The following is an 18,459-nucleotide window of genomic DNA, read 5'->3' as shown; positions in this document are numbered from 1 at the left end:
CCAGGAGACAGCGAGGGGAGGGGCATGGAATGCCCGCCTGCTGAAAACAGCGGGAAAGGGGAGGGGGCTCTCGCCTCCTCCCCTCAGCGTGTTGAGCCGCCATGCGGACGTCCCGCTTTGGCTGCGCTGTTCAGCGGCGGTCCTCCACGGCCCGGAGGATGGCCTGCACCATCTCTTCCACGCGGCCGGCGGGAGAGGGGGCCTTCACAATGCCGGAGGTGGAGCCGGTGCCGTCGGCGCCCAGGTACACCACCTTGTAGCAGTCCTCGGCGGTGGTGATGCCGGAGGCGATCATCACCTTTACCTCCGGATCCACGGCCTTGATGGCCTTGGTGGTCTCCACGGTGTAGCTGTCGTCAGCGGTGGTGCCGGTGCCGATCAGGGCGGTGGGCTCCGCCAGGATCACGTCCACCCCCAGCTGGGCCACGGCCTGGGCCTCCACCGTGGAGTCGGCGCAGACGATGGTGATAAGCCCCAGCTCCTTGGCCCGGTTGATGCAGGCGTACAGCTCCGCCAGGGTCTTTTGGTTCTCCGCGTGGTTCAGCACCACCGCCTTGGCGCCGGCCTCCACCAGGGACTCCGGCAGCACGGCGCCCATGCCGCGGCCGGGGTGCAGGGCGTCCATGTTCTGGGCGGTGACGGTGACGTGGCTGGTGTGCTCCGCGATCAGCCGCAGATCCGCGTAGGGGCAGGTGAAGAAGATCTGGACGCCGGTGTCCGCGGCAATGCGGTCCGCCGCCTGGGCCAGGGCCAGGCTCTCCTTCCCCCAGAGATAGGACTTGGGGTTTACGAACAGAAACGGGGTGGAAACTCGGTTCATTCTGCATTCCTCCTGTTGGAGCGCGCCGCCGCGCGCTGCCGTTTTTCGGAATCATCCTAGCATACTCGCTTTCCAAAAACAAGCGCACCGGTCTTTTCCATGCGCGTTGTCCTGAAAGCCGTTTAGCCGGGAGACTTCCGCTTTTTGTTTGAAATGTGTATATTGGAGAAATGTTTTTCGCTGTTTTCTACAAGCGGTCGTGTAATACGCTGAATCGGATGTGTTTATTTTTTGTCAATTTAGAAAAAGTGCATAAATTATTTTCTTGAATTTGGAAGGGCTGTGGATTGACATTTTGGATGGATTGGATACAATGTAGTTAAAGATTGGATCCAATATCCAACATCCAATCAAGGGTCCGGAGCCCACACAACCGTTATGAACCGGAAGGAGACCGCATCATGGAAAACACTCAGAAGACAAGCATTTTCGCTCTCATGCGCAAAATTCCCGGCGGCATCATCATCGTTCCCCTGTTCATCGGCGTCATCATCAACACCATCGCTCCCAATGCGCTGAAGATCGGCGGCTTCACCACCGGCCTCTTCAGCAGCGGCACCTCCTGCCTGCTGGGCCTGTTCCTGCTGCTCAACGGCGCCTCCATTAACGTCAGAAAGATCGGCATGCCCTTCTACAAGGGCTTCGTGCTGACCGCCATCAAATTTATCCTGGGCGTCGCCCTGGGCCTGCTGGTCAGCGCGCTGTGCGGCCCTGCCGGCCTGCTGGGTGTGACCCCCATGGCCATCATCGCGGCCATCACCAACTCCGCCGGCGGCGAGTACCTGGCCATTGCCCAGCAGTACGGTGACGACACCGATGCCGGCGCCATCTCCATCCTGTCTCTCAACGACGGACCCTTCTTCACCATGATCGCCATGGGCGCGGCCGGCATGGCCTCCATCCCCTTCATGACCTTCGTGGCCACCCTGGTGCCCCTGATCGTCGGCATCGTCTGGGGCAACCTGGACAGTGAGTTCCGCAAGCACGCCAGCAACGCCCTGCCCATCGTCACCTTCTTCATGATGATCCCCATTGGTGCCGGCATGAGCCTCAGAGGCCTGGTCAGCGGCGGCATCGGCGGCGTGGTTCTGGCTCTGATCTCCGCTCTGTCCGCTTTCGTGTTCTACGCTGTGTATCAGATCTTCCTGCCCAAGAAGAAGCGCAACGCCATGGGCGCCGCCATCGGCACCACCGCAGCCAACGCCACGGCCGTCCCCTCCTATATGGCCGAGGTGGACGCCTCCTTTGCTCCCGTCGCTTCCGCCGCCACCGCTCAGGTGACCATCGCCGCCATCGTCACGGCCTTTACTTGCCCGCTGATCACTGCTATGCTGGATAAGAGAATGCGCCGGCTGAAGAAGGGCATCTACTCCGACGAGGCTGTGGCTGCCCAGGCGGAAAAGTGATCCGGCGTAAAGCGCTGCCCCTGTTCCAAAGGTAATTCCAGACAACTCTGTGATTTTAGAAAGGAAGACATCACTATGAACTACAAGATTCGTCCTCTCAACAGCGGTTACATCCCCACCAAGCCTCTGGAGTACTGGTATCACTTCTCCTGCAGCAAGTACATCGAAAAGTACGGCCTGACCAACGAGCTGGATCAGCTGCCCGACTTCACCTTCCTGATCGAGGGCGGTGACAAGCTGATCCTGGTGGATACCGGCATGTCCTGGGATGAGCACGCCGACAAGTACCATCACGGTCCCTCCACCCAGCGCCCCGGTGTGGACGACATCGAGTCCCGCCTGGCCCAGGCCGGCTACAAGCCCGAGGATGTGGACATCGTCATCTTCACCCACCTGCACTGGGACCACGTGTTCTACATCGAGAAGTTCGTCAACGCTCGCTTCATCGTCAACGAGGTGGAGTGGAACTACGCCCACAATCCCGTGTCCCTGCACTTCAAGAGCTACTGCCGCCCTATCATCTGCAAGGACGGCGACGTGACCTACAAGGATCAGTTTGTCGCTCCCTATGACATCGTGGATGAGTCCGCCGGCATCAACGTGCCCGCCCGCTTTGAGACCGTCCGCGGCGAGGTGGAGATCGTCCCCGGCGTCACGGTGTTCGAGAGCTTCGGCCACAGCCCCGGATCCATGTCCGTCATGGTCCAGACCGAGAAGGGCCCCTACTTCTGCGTGGGCGATGCCGTGTTCGTCATGGGCAACATCGACGCTCCCCAGGACATGGTGGAGAAGCTCCACTACGACATCTGCCCTCCCGGCCGCTATGTGGACATGGTCGCCGCCTGGGAAGGCATCCGGGAGTTCCTGCGCCGCTGCAACCGCGCCGGCGTGGATCCCTACAAGCACCTGCTGCTGGCCCACGACGTGATCCTGTCCGCCGCTGTGGAGGCCTATGAGGCCGATCACAACAACCAGCTGCCCGTCATCGGCACCAAGGACAGCGATTTCGACTTCGACAAGTACTCCAAGGCCATCATCGCCAAGGAGTCCGCCGCCAAGGGCACCACTCCCGAGTCCGTGGAGCGGAAGTACTTCGGCGCCAAGGCCGATTCCAAGCCCTGGGCCGAGCGCGCCAAGGAGATCGGCGGCATCGAGCTGTAAACCGAAAAACGAATCCAGCGGAGTCCTGTAAAGAAACTGCCGTCGGCCGGGTAAAGCCGGCCGACGGCATGATTTTTATGAAAGATGCGGTGCTGACAATGAAAACGATTGCCATTATCGAAAGCTGCGATACCAAATATACGGAAACCGCCTATATGAAGGAGTGCGTGGAGAAGGCCGGCCTGAAGGCCCTGGTCCTGAACACGGCCACCGGCCCTGTGGAGTGCGCCAACCCCGACGACAACGGCCGGGTGGTGGACGTCTCCCGGGGCGAGATCGTCGCCGCCTACGGCACGCCCTGGTCGGAGCTGGAGGACAAGACCAAAGGTGAGAAGATCGAATTCATGCGCAAGGCGGTCACCGCCTACGTGGAGAACCTCTACAAAGAGGGCAAGATCCACGGCATTATCTCCGTGGGCGGCCTGCAAAATACCACCATGGCCACCGCCGCCATGTCCGTCCTGCCCATCGGCTTCCCCAAGGTCATGGCCACCACCGTGGCCAGCGGCACCAAGCAGTTCAGCCTGGTGGTGGGCGACAAGGACATTGTGGCCATGCCCACCATCTGCGACTGCACGGGTCTGAACCTGATCACCCGGAAGGTCATCGCCAACGCCTGCGGCTGCGTGATCGGCATGGTCCAGACCGCCGGCGAGGTCATTGCCAAGGGCGACAAGCCCGTCATCGGCCTGACGCTGATGGGCGTCACCAACAACGGCTGCATGGCCGCCGTGGAGGAGCTGGAGCGCAACGGCTACGAGGTCCTGGGCTTCCACGCCACCGGCGTGGGCGGCGCCGTCATGGAGCAGATGGCCGCCGACGGCCTCATCGACGGCGTTTTGGATCTGACCCAGCATGAGATCACCTCTGAGTATTTTGGCGGCGGCTTCTCCTACGGCCCCGGCGCCGCGGTCCGCCTGCTCAAAACCACCGCCAGCCGGGTCCCCCTGGTGGTGAGTCTGGGCGGCATCGACTTCGTGGACTACAACAAGAAGGAGGCCCATGTGGTCCCCAATCTGGACAGCCGCAAGACCTATGACCACAACGCCGACACCGTCCACATCAAGATCACGCCGGACGAGGCCCGGGATATCGCCAAGATCATGGCAACCCGCCTCAATACGGCCGATTATCCCGCCAGCTGCCCGGTGAAGGTGCTGATCCCCACCGACGGCATGCGCCACAACACCACCATCGGCGAGGCGCTGTACGATCCCGAGACGGACAAGGCTCTGATCGATACGCTCAAGGCCAATCTGAATCCCAACATCGAGGTCATCGAGGTGGAGGGAAACCTGGACGCGCCGGAGTGGGGCGTGAAGGCGGCCAAGGTCATGCTGGAGGTCATGGCGGCTGCGAAAAAGTGATCCGCTGCGGAATTTCAGCCGGCTCGCCGGTGCCAGAAGCGGAAGAAAGGTGAGACAAATATGAATAAAGACATCCTGATGACGGCAAAAGACCTTGTTATTGCCTGCGATCGCGTATATAATAGAAAGTTACAGACAGGAAGCGGCGGCAACGTCAGCGCCCGGATCCCCGGCACGGAGTGGATGCTGGTCAAGGCCAGCGGCGGCTCCATGGGCGACTGTGTGGTGGATGTGGAGAAGGAGATCGTCAAGGGCTTTGTGGTCTGCGACTTCGACGGCAATCTGATTGAGGGCGAGGACCTGCCCAAGGGCAAGCCCACTAAGGAGGCCACGCTCCACGGCTACATCTACAAGATCCAGCCCACTGCCAACGCCGTGGTCCACGTGCACTCCCCCTATGCCATCGCCTGGTCTTCCACCAAAAAGCCCCTGCCCCTGGTCACCTGGCACTCCCAGCTGAAGTTCAAGGGCCCGCTGCCCAATCTCAACGTCCAGGCCGCCATGGTCCGGCAGGAGGACGTCCCCATGGTCGAGGAGATGTTTGCAGCGCAGCCGGATCTGGACGCCTTTTTGCTGGCCGATCACGGCGCTGTTGGCATCGGCAAGACCGCGGTGGCTGCGGAGCATGTTGTGGAGCTGATCGAGGAGACCGCCCAGGTGGCCATTCTGGAGAAGATGATGGGCACGCTTTCTCTGTAATCTGATCATTACAGGAGATTTAAAACAGCCATGACAAAAAGTGGGAGCCGCGGAGTGGAAAAGCAGGAGATCATTTTGCAGCGCAGCAAGCTGGCCGATCAGGTGCTCAAGTGCCTGATGGATTGGATCATGGACGGCACGCTGCAGATGGGCGACAAGCTTCGTACCGAGCAGATCTCGGCGGAGCTGGGCGTCAGCCGGATGCCGGTGCGGGAGGCACTGAACACCCTGGAGCGGAAGGGCATCGCCGTGTCGGAGCCCTATGTGGGCGTGCGGCTGGTGAGCCTGAAAAAGGATGAGATCTCTGAGATTTACCGCCTGCGGCAACTGCTGGAGTCCGAGGCGGCCTACGCCGCCTGCCGGAACATCACCCCGGAGCAGCTGGAAAACATCAAGACGCTGCACCGGGAGTATCGGGAAATTTTGATGGCACCGACCTTGAACGCCAAGAGCGTGCATCTGAAAAACCGCGAATTCCACTTTGCCATCTACCAGGCCTCGGGTCTGACCCGGACCTGCACGCTGATCGAGAGCCTGTGGGATATCCTCTCCTTCTTCAAAATGCTCTACGGCGAAACGCTGCTGGAGACGCCGGAGGGGAAGGAGAAGATGCTGGCGGAGCACCAGTCCTACATCGACTTTCTGGAGCAGGGCGAGGCGGAAAAATTCCGCGCCGCCACCAAGCGGAACATCGCCAACAAGTGGAAGCGGTATGAGCGCTCGCTCAAGGAATCTGCCGACGAAAAATAAACGGAGGGTTCATCTTTATGAAAATTGCAATGGGCTGCGATCCCAACGCGGAGGCCTTCAAGCAGGAAATGATCGAGTTTGTCAAGGGGCTGGGCCATGAGGTCACGGACTTTGGCAGCGAGGATACCATTTACGCCCACGTGGCCATCGAGGTGGCCGAGGCGGTGGCCGCCAAGAAGTACGACCGCGGCATCCTCTTCTGCGGCACCGGCATCGGCGTGATGCTGGCAGCCAACAAGGTCAAGGGCGCTTACGCCGCCAATGTGCTGAACGTGTACTCCGCCAAGCGGGCGTGCCTGTCCAACAACTGCAACATCATCACCCTGGGCAGCCAGGTCACCGGCAACATGCTGGCCAAGGAGCTGATCGAGGCCTACCTGTCCTGCACTTACGAGTACAACGAGCGCTCCGGCAAGAAAGTGGACGCCATCGTGGAATACGAGCAGGCGCACTGATCTTCGGGAAAAATTGAAAAGGGGGACGGAATTCCGTCCCCCTTCTTTTTTGTGTTCCGCGGTCCCTCCGGCGGAAAGACGGCTGCTTTTCAGCGGCGCGAAACCATGTGTATGGCCCGGCCCTCCGCATCCAACGCAGCCTCCCGCATGGTTTCGGTGACCGTCGGGTGGCTGTGAATGGTGGAGATCAGCTCGTCCAGAGTGGCCTCCACGCTGATGGCCAGGGCGCCTTCCGCGATGAGATCGGTTGCCCGCGGGCCGATGATGTGCATGCCAAGGACTTCGCCGTACTGCTTTCCGGCAATGATTTTGACAAGCCCCTCTCCGCCGTTGAGAATGAGTGCCTTTCCGTTTGCGGACATGGGGAATTTACCGACGGTGTAGTCGATCCCGCGGGCCTTTGCCTGCTCCTCCGTGAGCCCCACAGACGCCGCCTCCGGCTCCATGTACACGCAGGTGGGATTTGTGCGTTCGTCGTATGCGGCAGAAAGACCCATAATATTCTCCGCGGCGACCTCCCCCATGGCGCTGGCTGTATGGGCCAGATGGGCGTAGCCCTTCACGCAATCGCCGATGGCATAGATGCCGGGCACGCTGGTCTCCATCTTTTCATTGACCAAAATGCGTCCCTTTTCATGCTTGATGCCGCCTGCATCCAGACGCAGGGAATCTGTGTTGGCATGGCGTCCCACAGCCACCAGCACCTTCTCCGCCACGAAACGGATCGTCTGGTTGTCCTTGCTCTTGCACACGACCTCCGCGCCCGCCGGATTGGCCGCCACAGACTGAACGGGGCACTCCAGATAAAACTCGATCCCCATTTTTTTCATGTGGGCAACGCCGATTTTGGTCAGATCGCCGTCCAGCATGGGCAGCATATGGTCCATGGCTTCCACCACGGTCACCTTGGTGCCGAAAGCGGCGTAGGCGCAGGCCAGCTCCAGGCCGATGACGCCGCCGCCGATGACCACCATGGACTTGGGCAGTTCTTTCAGGCTCAGCGCACCGGTGGAATCGATGCAGTTGGGATTATCCTTGATGCCGGGGATGGGCGGCACGGAGTTCGCGGAGCCGGTGGCCAGAATATATGCGTCCGCATCCAGCGGCTCCTCGGTGCCGTCGTTTTTCAGAACGCTCATTTTCTTGGCGCCCAGGAAATACGCTTCGCCGTCGATTTTTTTGATCTTGTTGGCTTTCAGCAGGCTTGCGATTCCGCTGGTCAGCTTTTTGGAGACCTCATTCTTGTGCTGAATGACCTGGGGGAAATTTATCCGCACATCGGACGCCTCGACGCCGATCGCCTTTCCCTGCTCCTTGATATCCGCCAAAAGCTCCGCGCTGTGGAGCAGGCACTTGGTGGGGATGCAGCCGATATTCAGGCAGGTTCCGCCGAGATGCTGCTTTTCCACCAGCGTTACGCTTGCCCCCAACTGGGCGGCCCGGATGGCGGCAACATAGCCGCCGGGACCGCCTCCAACAACAGCAATTTTCATGATATGTATTCCTCCGCGATTAAGCCAAAATCATCTCCGGATGCTCGATGTAATACTGGATGTCCTTAAGGATCCGGCCCACTTCCAGGCCATCCAGGACCTGATGGTCAAATGTCAGGAATACGTTCATCATGGAACGCGGGGCGATGGTGTCGTCCATCATGATAACGGCCCGCCGCACGGTGCGCCCGAATCCGCAGATCACCGTCTGAGGGGGATTGATGACCGGGGTGCCGATGTCGATGGGGAACATGCCCACGTTGGTGATGGTGCAGGTGCCGCCGCTCTGCTCGTCCGGCAGCAAGGACTTGCTCTTGGCCCGGGCGGCCAGGTCTCTTACCTTTTTGCTGATCTCGCACAGGCTCAGCTGATCCACGTTTTTGACCACCGGAACCATCAGGCCATCCTCTGCGCCCACCGCCACGGAGAGATGCACGTGCTTGTGCGTATAGAGGGTCTTGCCGTCAAAGGTGGCGTTTGCCAGAGGGTGTCTCGGCAGGACCTTGCCCAGCATCTTGCAGAGAAGGTCGTTTACGGTGATCTTGCAGCCAAGCATATCCTGATCCGCCACCAGCTCTGCCCGCAGCGCCAGCAGCTCCGTCGCGTCGACTTCACAGACACAGGTGCTCTGCGCCATCTGCTGCATGCTGTTGAACATGTTGCGGGCGATGGTTTTGCGCACGCCGACCCAGGGGATCGCCGTGACCTCATCCGCGTCAGAAGCCGCGGCGGGAGCGGCGGAGACTGCCTCTGCCGGCTTTGCGTTCTTCAAATACGCCTCGATGTCCTTTGCAACGATGCGCCGGCCGTTGGGGCCGCCCGTGGGCGCGACGGCAGCCAGATCAATGCCGGCCTCCTTCGCCATCTTCTTGGCCAGGCCCGAGGCGCTGATGCGGCCCTTGACGGGGGCGGCATCCGGAACGGTGCTGCTGTGGACGCAGGTGGGGCAGTTTCTGGCGCAGCCCTTTTCCTCCGGCTCGGCGGCCGCCGCGGGAGCGCCGCCGCTCACCAGCTGGTCGTACTGCTCTTTGGTGTCCGTTACGTAGGCGATGGGGGCGCCTACCTTTACGGTTTCTCCCTCCTGCGCCACGATGTGGAGGAATCCGCCGTGCACGATCTCGTAGGCAATGGAGTTTTTCTCGTTTTCATATTCCATGACGGCCTGTCCCTTGGACACCTGCGTGCCCTCAGCGACCTTCCACTCTGTGATCGTGCCTTCGACCATGGTCAGTCCCGCGCGGGGCATTTCGATCTCAACGACGCCGGCGGAAGGCGCGGAGCTGGCTGCGGCAGGCGCGGCCTCGGGTGCGGGCGCAGACGCAGCGCCGCCCTTGACCAGGGCGTCGTATTCCGCCTGGCTCTCAGCCATGATGCCGATCGGGTCACCGACCTTGACCGTGTCGCCCTCCTGGGCAAGAATGTGCAGGATCCCGGAGGTCAGGGCCTCGTAGTCGATCATGTTCTTTTCGTTTTCATATTCCATGATCACGTCGCCTTTGCTGACATGGGAACCCTCAGCAGCTTTCCAAGTGCCGATCGTGCCTTCCACCATGGTGAGACCGGCTCTTGGCATGACAATTTCAACACTCATAGTCTGATGTTGTTAAGGCTCTGTGGAGGCCTTAACATGCTCCTCCTTTTCAAAATGATGCGTTTCGGTCAGAACATCTTGCGGATGGACGCAACGATCCGATTGACGTCCGGAATGGAATAGTGCTCCATCGGAATGTTGTAGGGCATGGGAACATCCAGCGCGGCGATTCTGACCACCGGGCCATCCAGTTCGTCATATAGCTCTTCCTGGAACAGCGCGGCCAACTCGGCGCCGATGCCGGCGGTCTTGTTGCTCTCTTCTACCACCGCCGCCCGGTGGGTCTTCCGGATAGAGGCAAAGATGGTATCCTTGTCCAGAGGCGCGATGGTACGGGGATCCACCACCTCCACCTCGATCCCTTCGGCAGCCAGCTTCTGGGCGGCTTCCATTGCCCGGGAGACCATGAGGCCCACTGCCACCAACGTCACGTCCCTGCCCTGGCGCTTTACGTCCGCCTGACCCAGGGGGATCGTGTAGTCGCTGTGATAGATCTCGTCGGGGATCTCCTGCTTGGACTGGTAGAGCAGCTTCGGCTCGCAGAACAGCACCGGGTTGTCCGAACGGATGGCGGACTTCAGCAGGCCCTTGGCGTCATAGGCGCAGGAGGGAGTGACCACCGTCAGGCCGGGGGCGTGCATGAACAGGCTCTCCACGCAGTTGGAGTGCTCGGAGCCCGCGCCGTTGGCGCTGCCGGAGGCGTTGCGGATGACCAGGGGCAGCTTGTATTCCGGGCCGTGCATGTATCTCCACTTTGCCACACAGTGGAAGATCTCGGCAAAGCAGACGGTCGTGAAGTCGGAGTACATCAGCTCCACGCAGGGACGAAGGCCGGTCTCCGCCGCGCCGATGGCGCTGCCGATGATCGCCGTCTCTGTGATGGGCGTATTGCGGACCCGCTTCGGGCCGTACTCCTCCAGCATCCCCCGCGTCAGGCCGAAAATGTTGCCGAACTCGGCAATATCCTCTCCGTAAAGCACGACCTTGCTGTCTCTGCGCATCTCCTCGTTCAAAGCGTCGGTGATCGCTTTGCCAAATGTGACTTTCATAATTCGCATCCTCCCCTATCAGACATAAAGGAAATCGTAGATCTCATCAGCTGTCATCTCAGGAGCAGCCTCTGCTCTTGCAATGGCCTCTTCCATCTCCCGGTCGAAGTCCTGGCGCATTTTGCCGATCTGCTCATCCGTCAAGATGCCCTGCTTGACCAGGTCCTGCTCAAAGTTCTTCACGCAGTCCCGCTCCTGCATCCACTTCTCCGTAACGGATTGATCCCGATATGCGCACTGGTCGCCCTCAAAGTGGCCTCTCCAGCGGTAGCATTTGCACTCGATCACAGCGGGACCGTTGCCGGCGCGGACGCCCTCCACGATCTTGGAGGCGCCCTCGTAGGTGTCCAGAACGTCGGTGCCGTCCACGATCACGGCGGGCATATTGAAGCCCGCGGCCTTGTCGGCCATGACGTTGGGCACGGGGGAGGCATATGTAATGGGGGTGGAAATGGCGAAGCCGTTGTTGATGCACACAAAGACCACCGGCAGCTTCCAGTCCGCGGCCAGGGTCATGGCCTCGTAGACAGGACCGCGGTTGGTGGCGCCGTCTCCCACAAAGAAGAATGCCACGTTGTTCCGGCCCTCCGCCTCGATGGTCATGGCCGCGCCCACGGGGATGGCCGCGTCGCAGCCCAGGGTACCCGACATGCCGAGGACGCCGTCGCAGAGCCTGCCCAGGTGGTTGATGCCGCCGCGGCCGCCGGAGTTGCCGGTCTTTTTGGCCAGGATCTCGCCAAAGAACGTATCCAGCGGATCGCCGACCAGATACGCGGAACTGACGACGCGGTGCGGGAGCTTGAAATAATCGCCGGGTTTTCTCGTGGCCAGCACGCCGACAAAGGCGGCCTCCTGGCCCGTGCCGCTGTGAATGTGGCCGGGGACCCGGCTCTCGGCATAGAGATCCGTCATCTTGATCTCCAGCAGCCGCGTCTCCAGAAGGTCCTTGTACAGTTTCAGCAGAAAGTCGTTTTCGTATTTCATAGTAATCTCCCCAATTTTCATAAATGTTCTTCCGTCTAAAATTGGATCGGATATCATTCAGCAAAAGAGGCGCTCAGTCAAAAAAGATGCAGAATTCCGACCGAGAGCTGCGGGATAAACGTAAGCAACAGCAGAATAACGGCGCCGCCGATTACAAAGGGGACCACCTTTTTCACCAGGCTGGAGACGCTGACGCCCGCAATGCCCGCGCCCACATAGAGGTTGATGCCGATGGGCGGCGTCACCAGACCGATGGCCAGGTTCACGGTGATGAACACGCCCGCCTGCACCAAATCCACATTCAGCGCCTGCAAAATGGGGAGCACCACGGGCATGAAGATGTAATATGCAGAGCTGCCGTCCAGGAAGCAGCCGGCGATCAGAAAGACCACGTTCACCAGCAGGAGCAGCACCACCTTGTTGCCGGAGATGGCCAGCATGGCGTTGGACAGGTCCGTGGCCACATGAGAGGTGGTCAGGATCCAGGCGAATACAGAGGCGCAGGCGACCACGTACATGACCGTGGCGGAAGAGACCGCGGCGCTCCGCAGCACGGTCAGGATGTTCTTCATCGTGATCTTCCGATAGATGAAAATACCCACGATCAGGCCGTAAATGACGGCCACGGCCGCAGCCTCCGTCGGGGTGAAGATACCGCCGTAGATGCCGCCCAGAATAATGACGGGCATCAGCAGGCCCCAGATCGCGTCCTTGAACGCGGCCCATCTCTCCTTGCCGCTGGCGGGCTCCCGGTGGATGATCTCGTGATTGCCGCGGGACATCCACACCGCCACCACGATATAGGAGATGCCCAGCAGAATGCCGGGGATGATGCCAGCCAGGAACAGGTCGCTGACAGAGACGTTCACGATGGAGGCGTATACCACATAGCCGATGCTGGGAGGAATGATGATGCCGATGGCGCCGGAAGCGCTCACCAGGACGGTGGACATCCCCTTGTCGTACTTGGCGTCGGCCATGGCCGGGATCAGGATTCCGCCCAGAGCGGCCACGGCGGCCGCGCCGGAACCGGAGATGGCCGCGAAGAAGCAGGACGTCACCACGACCACCGTGATCAGGCCGCTTTTGCGGTGTCCCACACAGGTATCCGCGAAGCGGATCAGCTTTTCAGAAATGCCGGCATACTCCATGATGGCGCCGGCCAGGACAAAGAAGGGCACCGCCAAAAGAGCATACTTGCACACGGAGGCATAGATCGTGTCCGGGAGCATGCCCAGATCAAAGCCGCTGGCCAGCAGCCCCACAACGGAAGAAAGGCCCAGGGAAACGCAGATGGGCACACCCAGCACCAGCAGCACGGCAAAAGAGCCGAACAGCAAAATTCCACTCATACTTCACTCTGCCTCTCTTTCTTCAGAGTTTCCAAAAAGCCCTCAACAGAGCGAACGATCATAAAAAATGCACCGACGGGGACGGCTGCTCCCTGGATCGCCTGGGGAATGTGGAGCGTGGGCAGAATGCCGTTGAAGGAAATCTGGTTGAGCATCATCTTCACACCGGTGACCATGACCAGCACGCTGAACAGGACATTAAAGATCAGGACCGCCGTGGCCAGTATGATGTGCCGCGTTTTTCCGCCGGACTCCGAGAGCAGGCCCATGTTGAAATGGCTCCCCCGCTTGAAGGCAATGGCGGCGCCCATCATGGTGGCCCACAGGAACAGGAGCAGGGTCAGTTCGTCTGCCCAGGCCAGAGAATGTTTCAGGGCGAATCTGCCCACAACGTTCATGAAATTGATGATGGCCATGATCAAAATGATGATCGCGGCGATTGTTTCCTCAAAGTGATCCCATAAGTACTTCGGACCGTGTTGTTTCACACACATCTCCTCCTTTTTCTTTTCTCTGCACATTTATTTGGATGTGTTTGGAAATGGGGCTGCTGCAAATCTTACATTCGCAACAGCCCCATCAAGATTTGGCTCAGATCATAAGAGTTCTTGAAAAAGCTGATGGAACATTCCGTCCAAGAACGCCGAGATTATCAGCTAAACTCGTAGCCAAAGGCGGCGTAGACATCTTCGCCAATGACATCCTTATATTTTTCGTACACGGGCGCGCAGGCCTCCTTAAAGGCCGCCTGCTGCTCGGCAGTCAGATCCGTGATCTGTACGCCGGCGTCCTCAACGGTCTTTCTGAAGCCGCCGTCGGCTTCGCGGGAGGCGACCACCTCAGCCGCGCAGGCCTCCTTGCCGCACTCGTCAAAGATCGCCTTGTCCTCGTCGCTCAGGCTGTCCCAAACCTTTCCGCTGGCGTTGAGCACAAAGATATCGTAGGAGTAATTCCACATCGTGACGTATTTCTGCACTTCCTCGAACTTGCCGGTCACCATGGCGCTGAGCGGATTCTCCTGGCCGTCAATGGTGCCCTGCTGCAGAGCGGTATACACCTCGGAGAAGCTCATGGGGGAGGCGCTGGCGCCCATCGCGTCAAATGCATCGATCAGGATGGCGGTCTGAGGCACGCGGAACTTCATGCCCTTGATATCCTCGGGGGTCACGACCTCCTTCTTGGAGTTGGACAGCTGCCGGAAGCCCTGCTCCAGGATGCCCAGGGTGTGGACGCCCTTTTCGGCCAGCCAGCCTTCGATCAGCTGATAGCCTTCGCTCTCAGGGTCCAGGACCAGCTTGTCGGCGTCCTCATAGCTGGAGAAGAGGAAGGGCGTGCTGACGACCTGCATCTGAGGGACATAGGTCCCCCACAGAGAGCCGGCGTGCATTTCGATGTCGATGGTATTGTTCATGCCCATCTCAACGGCTTTCATCTGGTCGCCGGAGGAGAGCTGGTCGTTGGTGTAGATTTCGATGACATACCGCCCATCGGTGCGCTCCTCCACCAGCCGCTTAAACTCAGAAAGCGCGATATACGTAGGAGAGGTTTCGTTGCCGCTCATGCCGGCCTTCAGCGTAATGACTTCCCCGCTGGCCGAGGCGTTCCCGGAGTCTCCGGCGCTTCCGGCATCGTTGGAATTGCCGCCGCAAGCAGTGAGCGAAAGCGCTGTGATGCAAGCCAACATCATTGCTAAGAGCTTTTTCATAAGTATCCTCCGTTCATGGTGTGTTTTCAGGCGATTGCAAAAGCTGCACTGCCGATTTCTTGTCTAATTTATCACGTTTTTTTGTTTTGATTTGTATAATTTTATTCAAAACTACACAAAAATACTATTTATAATCAAGTAAAAACGAAAGGAGAAGAACCGTATGGGAGCGCCGCCGGAGAATAACAGCCTCTTTTTTAAAAACATTTTCCTGTCATATGGATCCAAACGATTCCTGGAAAAAAACTCATATTTGCTGGAACGCGGAAGCCCTGCCAATGAGCTTTGGTATATCACGCAGGGAACCGTTAGAGCTTTTTGCACAGGCTATGACGGGGAGGATATCACCCTGTTTTATGTGTCGGAAAACAATATCATATATTTGGAATCGCTGATTCCAAACTCCGTGATTATCCAGGATGCGCAGGCAATCACTCCTGTCAGCTTTTACGCGCTTTCCTCGGAAAAATTTTTTCAGTTTATAAAGCCGGATATGCCGGCTTTTCAAAATATGTTTTCCCATATGCTCAGCCGCATTATCCTGCTTCATGAGTATATTCTTTGTTCTCATTTTAGGGAGAGCGGCAAACGAGTGGCCTATCTTCTCTATGCTTATTACAAACGGTCTGGTCCTGTTATCCCTTACACGCACGAGCAGATAGCCGCTATAACCGGTATCAACCGCATTTCTGCCAATCGCATTTTGAACGGATTTGCCAAGGAAAAGATCATTTCCTTGGGCTATCGACATATTAAGATCCTCTCGCCCTCCCAGTTATCTGAGATTTTCAATTCCATTGGATCTTTTTCCCGGAGCCAGGAACAACGCTTTTGAGCACTGCGCCGCAGGCTTGTGCACCAGCAGGGAAGGACGGCTGTGCTGCTGAAAATGTCCGTAAGAAATTTTGGATTCTGCAAATGCAAAAGGATGGCCGGAAGAAGGCCGGCACACCGCCGGACGCGATCCGGAATCCGGCGGAGCCATCTGCAGGAACATCCTGGGCAGAAACCAGACGGAGGCCTAGTGAAAATTGCAGGCCGCCATCGGGAGGCCCAGAGTTTGGCCGCAGCCAGAACGGGGGATACGGTGGGGCGGTGGATGGATGAGCTGTATGAGGACTACGCAAAGATCAAGGTACAGCCTTTGCCCTACCAGACCTGCCGGGGCTACATCAGGAACCGCACTAAGGAAAACCCGGGCAGTATGCCGCTGAACAAATTGCCTTCTCTGGAGTTACAGAAGTTCTGCAAAAAGCTGCTGGCAAAAGGGGGTGTGAGGCGTCTTGGAGCCAAGACCCGACCAAAAGGATTGAGTGCGAAAACCGTACGGAACATCCATCAGATTCTTGAGTCGGCCATGCGGCTGACTATGGAGCAGAAGCTCATCGCAAAAGACCCGACCGGCAGCGTGCTCTATTCAAGACAGGAAGGACAGAGATGGAAGCGGAGCGGCCGCCTACCTTCCGGCGGGAGGCTCGGGAGAGCGGCGTCCTCGAGCTGTAGTATCTGGACTTGACTACCGGGCTTCGGCGAGGTAAGTTGCTGGGTCATTACTCCGCCGGGTTCATGCTGGATACCTACGCCCATGTGACCACCCAGGCCCGGAGGCGAGCGTCAGACACCATGGGGCAGGTTCTGGCGCCATCTGAAAACCAGAAAAAGTAAGAGACACGGGCGCGGGAAAACCGCGCCCGTGTCCTGTATAGGTCAAAATCTCGGTTATCCCTGTGCCTGCAAAGTGGGAGCTGCTCAAAAAAAGTTGCAGAATACAAAACAAAACCACTGCTTTTCGACAAAAAGCGGTGGTTTTATTGCTGCGAGAGGAGGGCTTGGACCTCCAATCTCCAGGTTATGAGATGCGTCCCATTTGTCAAACCGCTGCGCCCCAGTGCTTTCCGCTCCTTTTTGGGCCTGAAATCGCCAAAAACCCGAAGGGCGATCCTTTCTGCTCCACGGCTACTTTCGATATTCTGGGTCAGAGTCTTGAGGGGCAGGACCATCAAAGTTTGCGCCACAGTAAAGAAGAAAAGTGAGCCAGAAGAAGTATGTAGAGAGCCAGGGCTAAGGAGTTGGGGACAGCTGCAGCTGGCTGTAAAGAACTGTGCAGAACCTTGGCGGGATGGGTAGCATCCAGGGATACGAAGGAGACAACAAACAGCGAGTGGCTTGTGGTTTCTCTTTGAGGGGAAGTTACGGTCCTACAGACCCTTGAGAGTGTGAATGAGACGGTTTTAAGGCTCTGTAGAGGATGAAAGAAAAAGAAAGATAAAATAGAGATCTCCTGAGTACAGATACTACAAAGTTCCGTATTTTTTGCTTCTACACAAATGACTGTGATGTTTTCTAATGGTGTATGGAGCCTATGGGGGCAGCAAACTTGTTCATAAATAGCGGCGCCGCCCTCAATTGATAGGTGCGACTTCTTTTGAAAAGTTTTCTCCTAAAAGTGAACGGACCTGATAATCCCCCCTATTTGAATGCAGAATTCTGCGGCCAAAGGACGAATCGAAAGAACCAGATACCCACCTGCCACCCGCAACCGATGGACGGCAGGCGCAGAGGGAGAATGTGGACCGCAGGTGGGGAAAGTGCGTATATAGTATAAATAAAAACGGAAAGAGTCTATTTTACAAAAGGAATTTTTGATATCGTAAGTGAAAACAATAGGGCTGGATGACAAGCCGGGTTTGAATAATTATGCAGATTTTCCCAAAGGAAAGGGTGAGATGAACATGGACCGACTCTCAGATACCTTCTATCGCTGCGTATACTCCGATGCTGTGACGAACAGGCAGAACGAAGTACACGACTCCTTTGAGATCGCTTTTCTCAGAAAGGGCAGTGTGCATGCGCGGGTCGCGGACAGGGACTACACCGCCGGGCCGGGCTCTCTGTTCATCATCAGCCGCTATGAGTCCCACGCTTTCTGGCCGCTGGAGGGCACCTATGAACGATACTACGTCTGGATTTCCGACAAGATTATGGATCAAATCCCCTACGCAGGCAAGATTCTGTCGGTTTTCCGCAACCGCAACAGCCGTTTTTCCCACTGCATTGAAATGGGCCCCTATGCGCCGGCGGTAGACTTTGCCATGTCGCAAATGGTATATGAGTACAAAAATCCGACGCCTTTTTCTCTGGAGCTCATGCTGTCCTATTTCATGACGATCCTATACTACTGCAATCGGGTTTGCCCTCAGAATTTTTCCCTGGAGAGCGCCAGCAAACAGGCCAGCATTTACAAGATCCAGCGGTACATTGAGGAACATTACGAGGAAAACATTAAAATGAGCGAACTGGCGGCGCAGAATCACTTTGACCCCAGCTATCTGTCGAGATTTTTCAAGAAGAGCACAGGTTTTTCTCTCAAACAGTATCAGCTGTTCGTCCGGATGTCCCGGGCGCGGATGATGCTGATCTGCAGTGATTGTTCCGTGGAATCCATTGCGGCCAGATGCGGTTATTCGGATGTAAATATATTTATTCGCACCTTCAAAAAGGAACACAACATCACGCCGCTGCAATACCGCAAGCGGGAAAGAGGTTGAAAAAGATCGATTATTTTCCGGGAATATATTACTTTGCCCCCTGCCTTTCATCGTAAAATACTTCCATATACCAAGTCCT

At 57.8% G+C, this 18,459-nt stretch carries 17 protein-coding genes; 9 read left to right on the top strand and 8 right to left on the bottom strand.

What is annotated here, in order from left to right; translation table 11 throughout:
• Window positions 1-130: 130 nt before the first annotated feature.
• Window positions 131-820 carry a triose-phosphate isomerase gene (locus tag ACVDHE_RS04625; RefSeq protein ID WP_458885768.1) on the bottom strand — a complete coding sequence of 230 codons (690 nt, stop codon included), beginning with the start codon at window positions 818-820 and terminating at the stop codon, window positions 131-133.
• Between the two features lie 401 nt (window positions 821-1,221).
• Here ACVDHE_RS04625 and ACVDHE_RS04620 point away from each other — a divergent pair, with 401 nt between their 5' ends.
• The 6 genes from ACVDHE_RS04620 (at window position 1,222) to ACVDHE_RS04595 (ending at window position 6,658) form a co-directional block, all read left to right on the top strand.
• Window positions 1,222-2,226 (top strand): 2-keto-3-deoxygluconate permease, encoded by a 1,005-nt coding sequence (locus ACVDHE_RS04620; RefSeq protein ID WP_458885767.1) that lies wholly within the window; start codon window positions 1,222-1,224, stop codon window positions 2,224-2,226.
• Window positions 2,227-2,301: 75 nt separating this feature from the next.
• The gene (locus ACVDHE_RS04615; protein ID WP_458885766.1) at window positions 2,302-3,387 is read left to right on the top strand and encodes an N-acyl homoserine lactonase family protein; all 1,086 of its coding nucleotides are present in this window, start codon (window positions 2,302-2,304) and stop codon (window positions 3,385-3,387) included.
• Window positions 3,388-3,485: 98 nt separating this feature from the next.
• Window positions 3,486-4,754 carry a Tm-1-like ATP-binding domain-containing protein gene (locus ACVDHE_RS04610; RefSeq protein WP_458885765.1) on the top strand — a complete coding sequence of 423 codons (1,269 nt, stop codon included), beginning with the start codon at window positions 3,486-3,488 and terminating at the stop codon, window positions 4,752-4,754.
• A 60-nt stretch (window positions 4,755-4,814) separates the two neighbouring features.
• Window positions 4,815-5,453: a class II aldolase/adducin family protein gene (locus ACVDHE_RS04605; RefSeq protein WP_213037021.1), complete on the top strand. Its 639-nt coding sequence runs from the start codon at window positions 4,815-4,817 to the stop codon at window positions 5,451-5,453.
• A 30-nt stretch (window positions 5,454-5,483) separates the two neighbouring features.
• Window positions 5,484-6,203: a GntR family transcriptional regulator gene (locus ACVDHE_RS04600; RefSeq protein WP_213037020.1), complete on the top strand. Its 720-nt coding sequence runs from the start codon at window positions 5,484-5,486 to the stop codon at window positions 6,201-6,203.
• A 17-nt stretch (window positions 6,204-6,220) separates the two neighbouring features.
• Window positions 6,221-6,658 carry an RpiB/LacA/LacB family sugar-phosphate isomerase gene (locus tag ACVDHE_RS04595; RefSeq protein WP_213037019.1) on the top strand — a complete coding sequence of 146 codons (438 nt, stop codon included), beginning with the start codon at window positions 6,221-6,223 and terminating at the stop codon, window positions 6,656-6,658.
• Window positions 6,659-6,747: 89 nt separating this feature from the next.
• Here ACVDHE_RS04595 and lpdA read toward each other — a convergent pair whose 3' ends face one another.
• The 7 genes from lpdA to ACVDHE_RS04560 form a co-directional block, all read right to left on the bottom strand.
• Window positions 6,748-8,151, bottom strand: a complete 1,404-nt coding sequence (gene lpdA, locus ACVDHE_RS04590; RefSeq protein ID WP_458885764.1) for a dihydrolipoyl dehydrogenase — start codon at window positions 8,149-8,151, stop codon at window positions 6,748-6,750.
• 19 nt (window positions 8,152-8,170) lie between these two features.
• Entirely contained in the window at window positions 8,171-9,742 is a 1,572-nt protein-coding gene (locus ACVDHE_RS04585; RefSeq protein WP_458885763.1) for a 2-oxo acid dehydrogenase subunit E2, read from the bottom strand.
• Between the two features lie 68 nt (window positions 9,743-9,810).
• The gene (locus ACVDHE_RS04580) at window positions 9,811-10,791 is read right to left on the bottom strand and encodes an alpha-ketoacid dehydrogenase subunit beta (RefSeq protein WP_458885762.1); all 981 of its coding nucleotides are present in this window, start codon (window positions 10,789-10,791) and stop codon (window positions 9,811-9,813) included.
• Window positions 10,792-10,809: 18 nt separating this feature from the next.
• Complete coding sequence (locus ACVDHE_RS04575; protein ID WP_458885761.1) at window positions 10,810-11,775, bottom strand: thiamine pyrophosphate-dependent dehydrogenase E1 component subunit alpha; 966 nt, start codon at window positions 11,773-11,775, stop codon at window positions 10,810-10,812.
• Window positions 11,776-11,852: 77 nt separating this feature from the next.
• Complete coding sequence (locus ACVDHE_RS04570; protein ID WP_458885760.1) at window positions 11,853-13,127, bottom strand: TRAP transporter large permease; 1,275 nt, start codon at window positions 13,125-13,127, stop codon at window positions 11,853-11,855.
• Window positions 13,124-13,615 carry a TRAP transporter small permease gene (locus tag ACVDHE_RS04565; RefSeq protein ID WP_458885759.1) on the bottom strand — a complete coding sequence of 164 codons (492 nt, stop codon included), beginning with the start codon at window positions 13,613-13,615 and terminating at the stop codon, window positions 13,124-13,126. The genes ACVDHE_RS04570 and ACVDHE_RS04565 overlap by 4 nt, the downstream gene beginning before the upstream one ends.
• Before the next feature lie 164 nt (window positions 13,616-13,779).
• Window positions 13,780-14,832, bottom strand: coding sequence for a DctP family TRAP transporter solute-binding subunit (locus tag ACVDHE_RS04560; protein ID WP_458885758.1), 1,053 nt, complete (start codon window positions 14,830-14,832; stop codon window positions 13,780-13,782).
• Between the two features lie 163 nt (window positions 14,833-14,995).
• On the opposite strand from ACVDHE_RS04560, the gene ACVDHE_RS04555 reads away from it, so the two are divergent.
• The 3 genes from ACVDHE_RS04555 (at window position 14,996) to ACVDHE_RS04545 (ending at window position 18,380) form a co-directional block, all read left to right on the top strand.
• Entirely contained in the window at window positions 14,996-15,667 is a 672-nt protein-coding gene (locus tag ACVDHE_RS04555) for a Crp/Fnr family transcriptional regulator (RefSeq protein WP_458885757.1), read from the top strand.
• Window positions 15,668-15,931: 264 nt separating this feature from the next.
• Window positions 15,932-16,348 carry a hypothetical protein gene (locus ACVDHE_RS04550; protein WP_458885756.1) on the top strand — a complete coding sequence of 139 codons (417 nt, stop codon included), beginning with the start codon at window positions 15,932-15,934 and terminating at the stop codon, window positions 16,346-16,348.
• 1,210 nt (window positions 16,349-17,558) lie between these two features.
• Window positions 17,559-18,380, top strand: coding sequence for an AraC family transcriptional regulator (locus tag ACVDHE_RS04545; RefSeq protein WP_458885755.1), 822 nt, complete (start codon window positions 17,559-17,561; stop codon window positions 18,378-18,380).
• Window positions 18,381-18,459 lie beyond the last annotated feature (79 nt).

Source organism: Dysosmobacter sp. Phy (assembly GCF_054476235.1).
This window is presented reverse-complemented; position numbering and strand designations above follow the sequence as displayed.

Coding starts and splice junctions, on each gene's coding strand:
- ACVDHE_RS04545 (WP_458885755.1), top strand. CDS start 17,559: ATGAACATGGACCGACTCTCAGATACCTTCTATCGCTGCGTATACTCC.
- ACVDHE_RS04600 (WP_213037020.1), top strand. CDS start 5,484: ATGACAAAAAGTGGGAGCCGCGGAGTGGAAAAGCAGGAGATCATTTTG.
- ACVDHE_RS04580 (WP_458885762.1), bottom strand. CDS start 10,791: ATGAAAGTCACATTTGGCAAAGCGATCACCGACGCTTTGAACGAGGAG.
- ACVDHE_RS04610 (WP_458885765.1), top strand. CDS start 3,486: ATGAAAACGATTGCCATTATCGAAAGCTGCGATACCAAATATACGGAA.
- ACVDHE_RS04625 (WP_458885768.1), bottom strand. CDS start 820: ATGAACCGAGTTTCCACCCCGTTTCTGTTCGTAAACCCCAAGTCCTAT.
- ACVDHE_RS04615 (WP_458885766.1), top strand. CDS start 2,302: ATGAACTACAAGATTCGTCCTCTCAACAGCGGTTACATCCCCACCAAG.
- ACVDHE_RS04620 (WP_458885767.1), top strand. CDS start 1,222: ATGGAAAACACTCAGAAGACAAGCATTTTCGCTCTCATGCGCAAAATT.
- ACVDHE_RS04575 (WP_458885761.1), bottom strand. CDS start 11,775: ATGAAATACGAAAACGACTTTCTGCTGAAACTGTACAAGGACCTTCTG.
- ACVDHE_RS04550 (WP_458885756.1), top strand. CDS start 15,932: ATGGATGAGCTGTATGAGGACTACGCAAAGATCAAGGTACAGCCTTTG.
- ACVDHE_RS04570 (WP_458885760.1), bottom strand. CDS start 13,127: ATGAGTGGAATTTTGCTGTTCGGCTCTTTTGCCGTGCTGCTGGTGCTG.
- ACVDHE_RS04560 (WP_458885758.1), bottom strand. CDS start 14,832: ATGAAAAAGCTCTTAGCAATGATGTTGGCTTGCATCACAGCGCTTTCG.
- ACVDHE_RS04585 (WP_458885763.1), bottom strand. CDS start 9,742: ATGAGTGTTGAAATTGTCATGCCAAGAGCCGGTCTCACCATGGTGGAA.
- ACVDHE_RS04555 (WP_458885757.1), top strand. CDS start 14,996: ATGGGAGCGCCGCCGGAGAATAACAGCCTCTTTTTTAAAAACATTTTC.
- ACVDHE_RS04605 (WP_213037021.1), top strand. CDS start 4,815: ATGAATAAAGACATCCTGATGACGGCAAAAGACCTTGTTATTGCCTGC.
- lpdA (WP_458885764.1), bottom strand. CDS start 8,151: ATGAAAATTGCTGTTGTTGGAGGCGGTCCCGGCGGCTATGTTGCCGCC.
- ACVDHE_RS04595 (WP_213037019.1), top strand. CDS start 6,221: ATGAAAATTGCAATGGGCTGCGATCCCAACGCGGAGGCCTTCAAGCAG.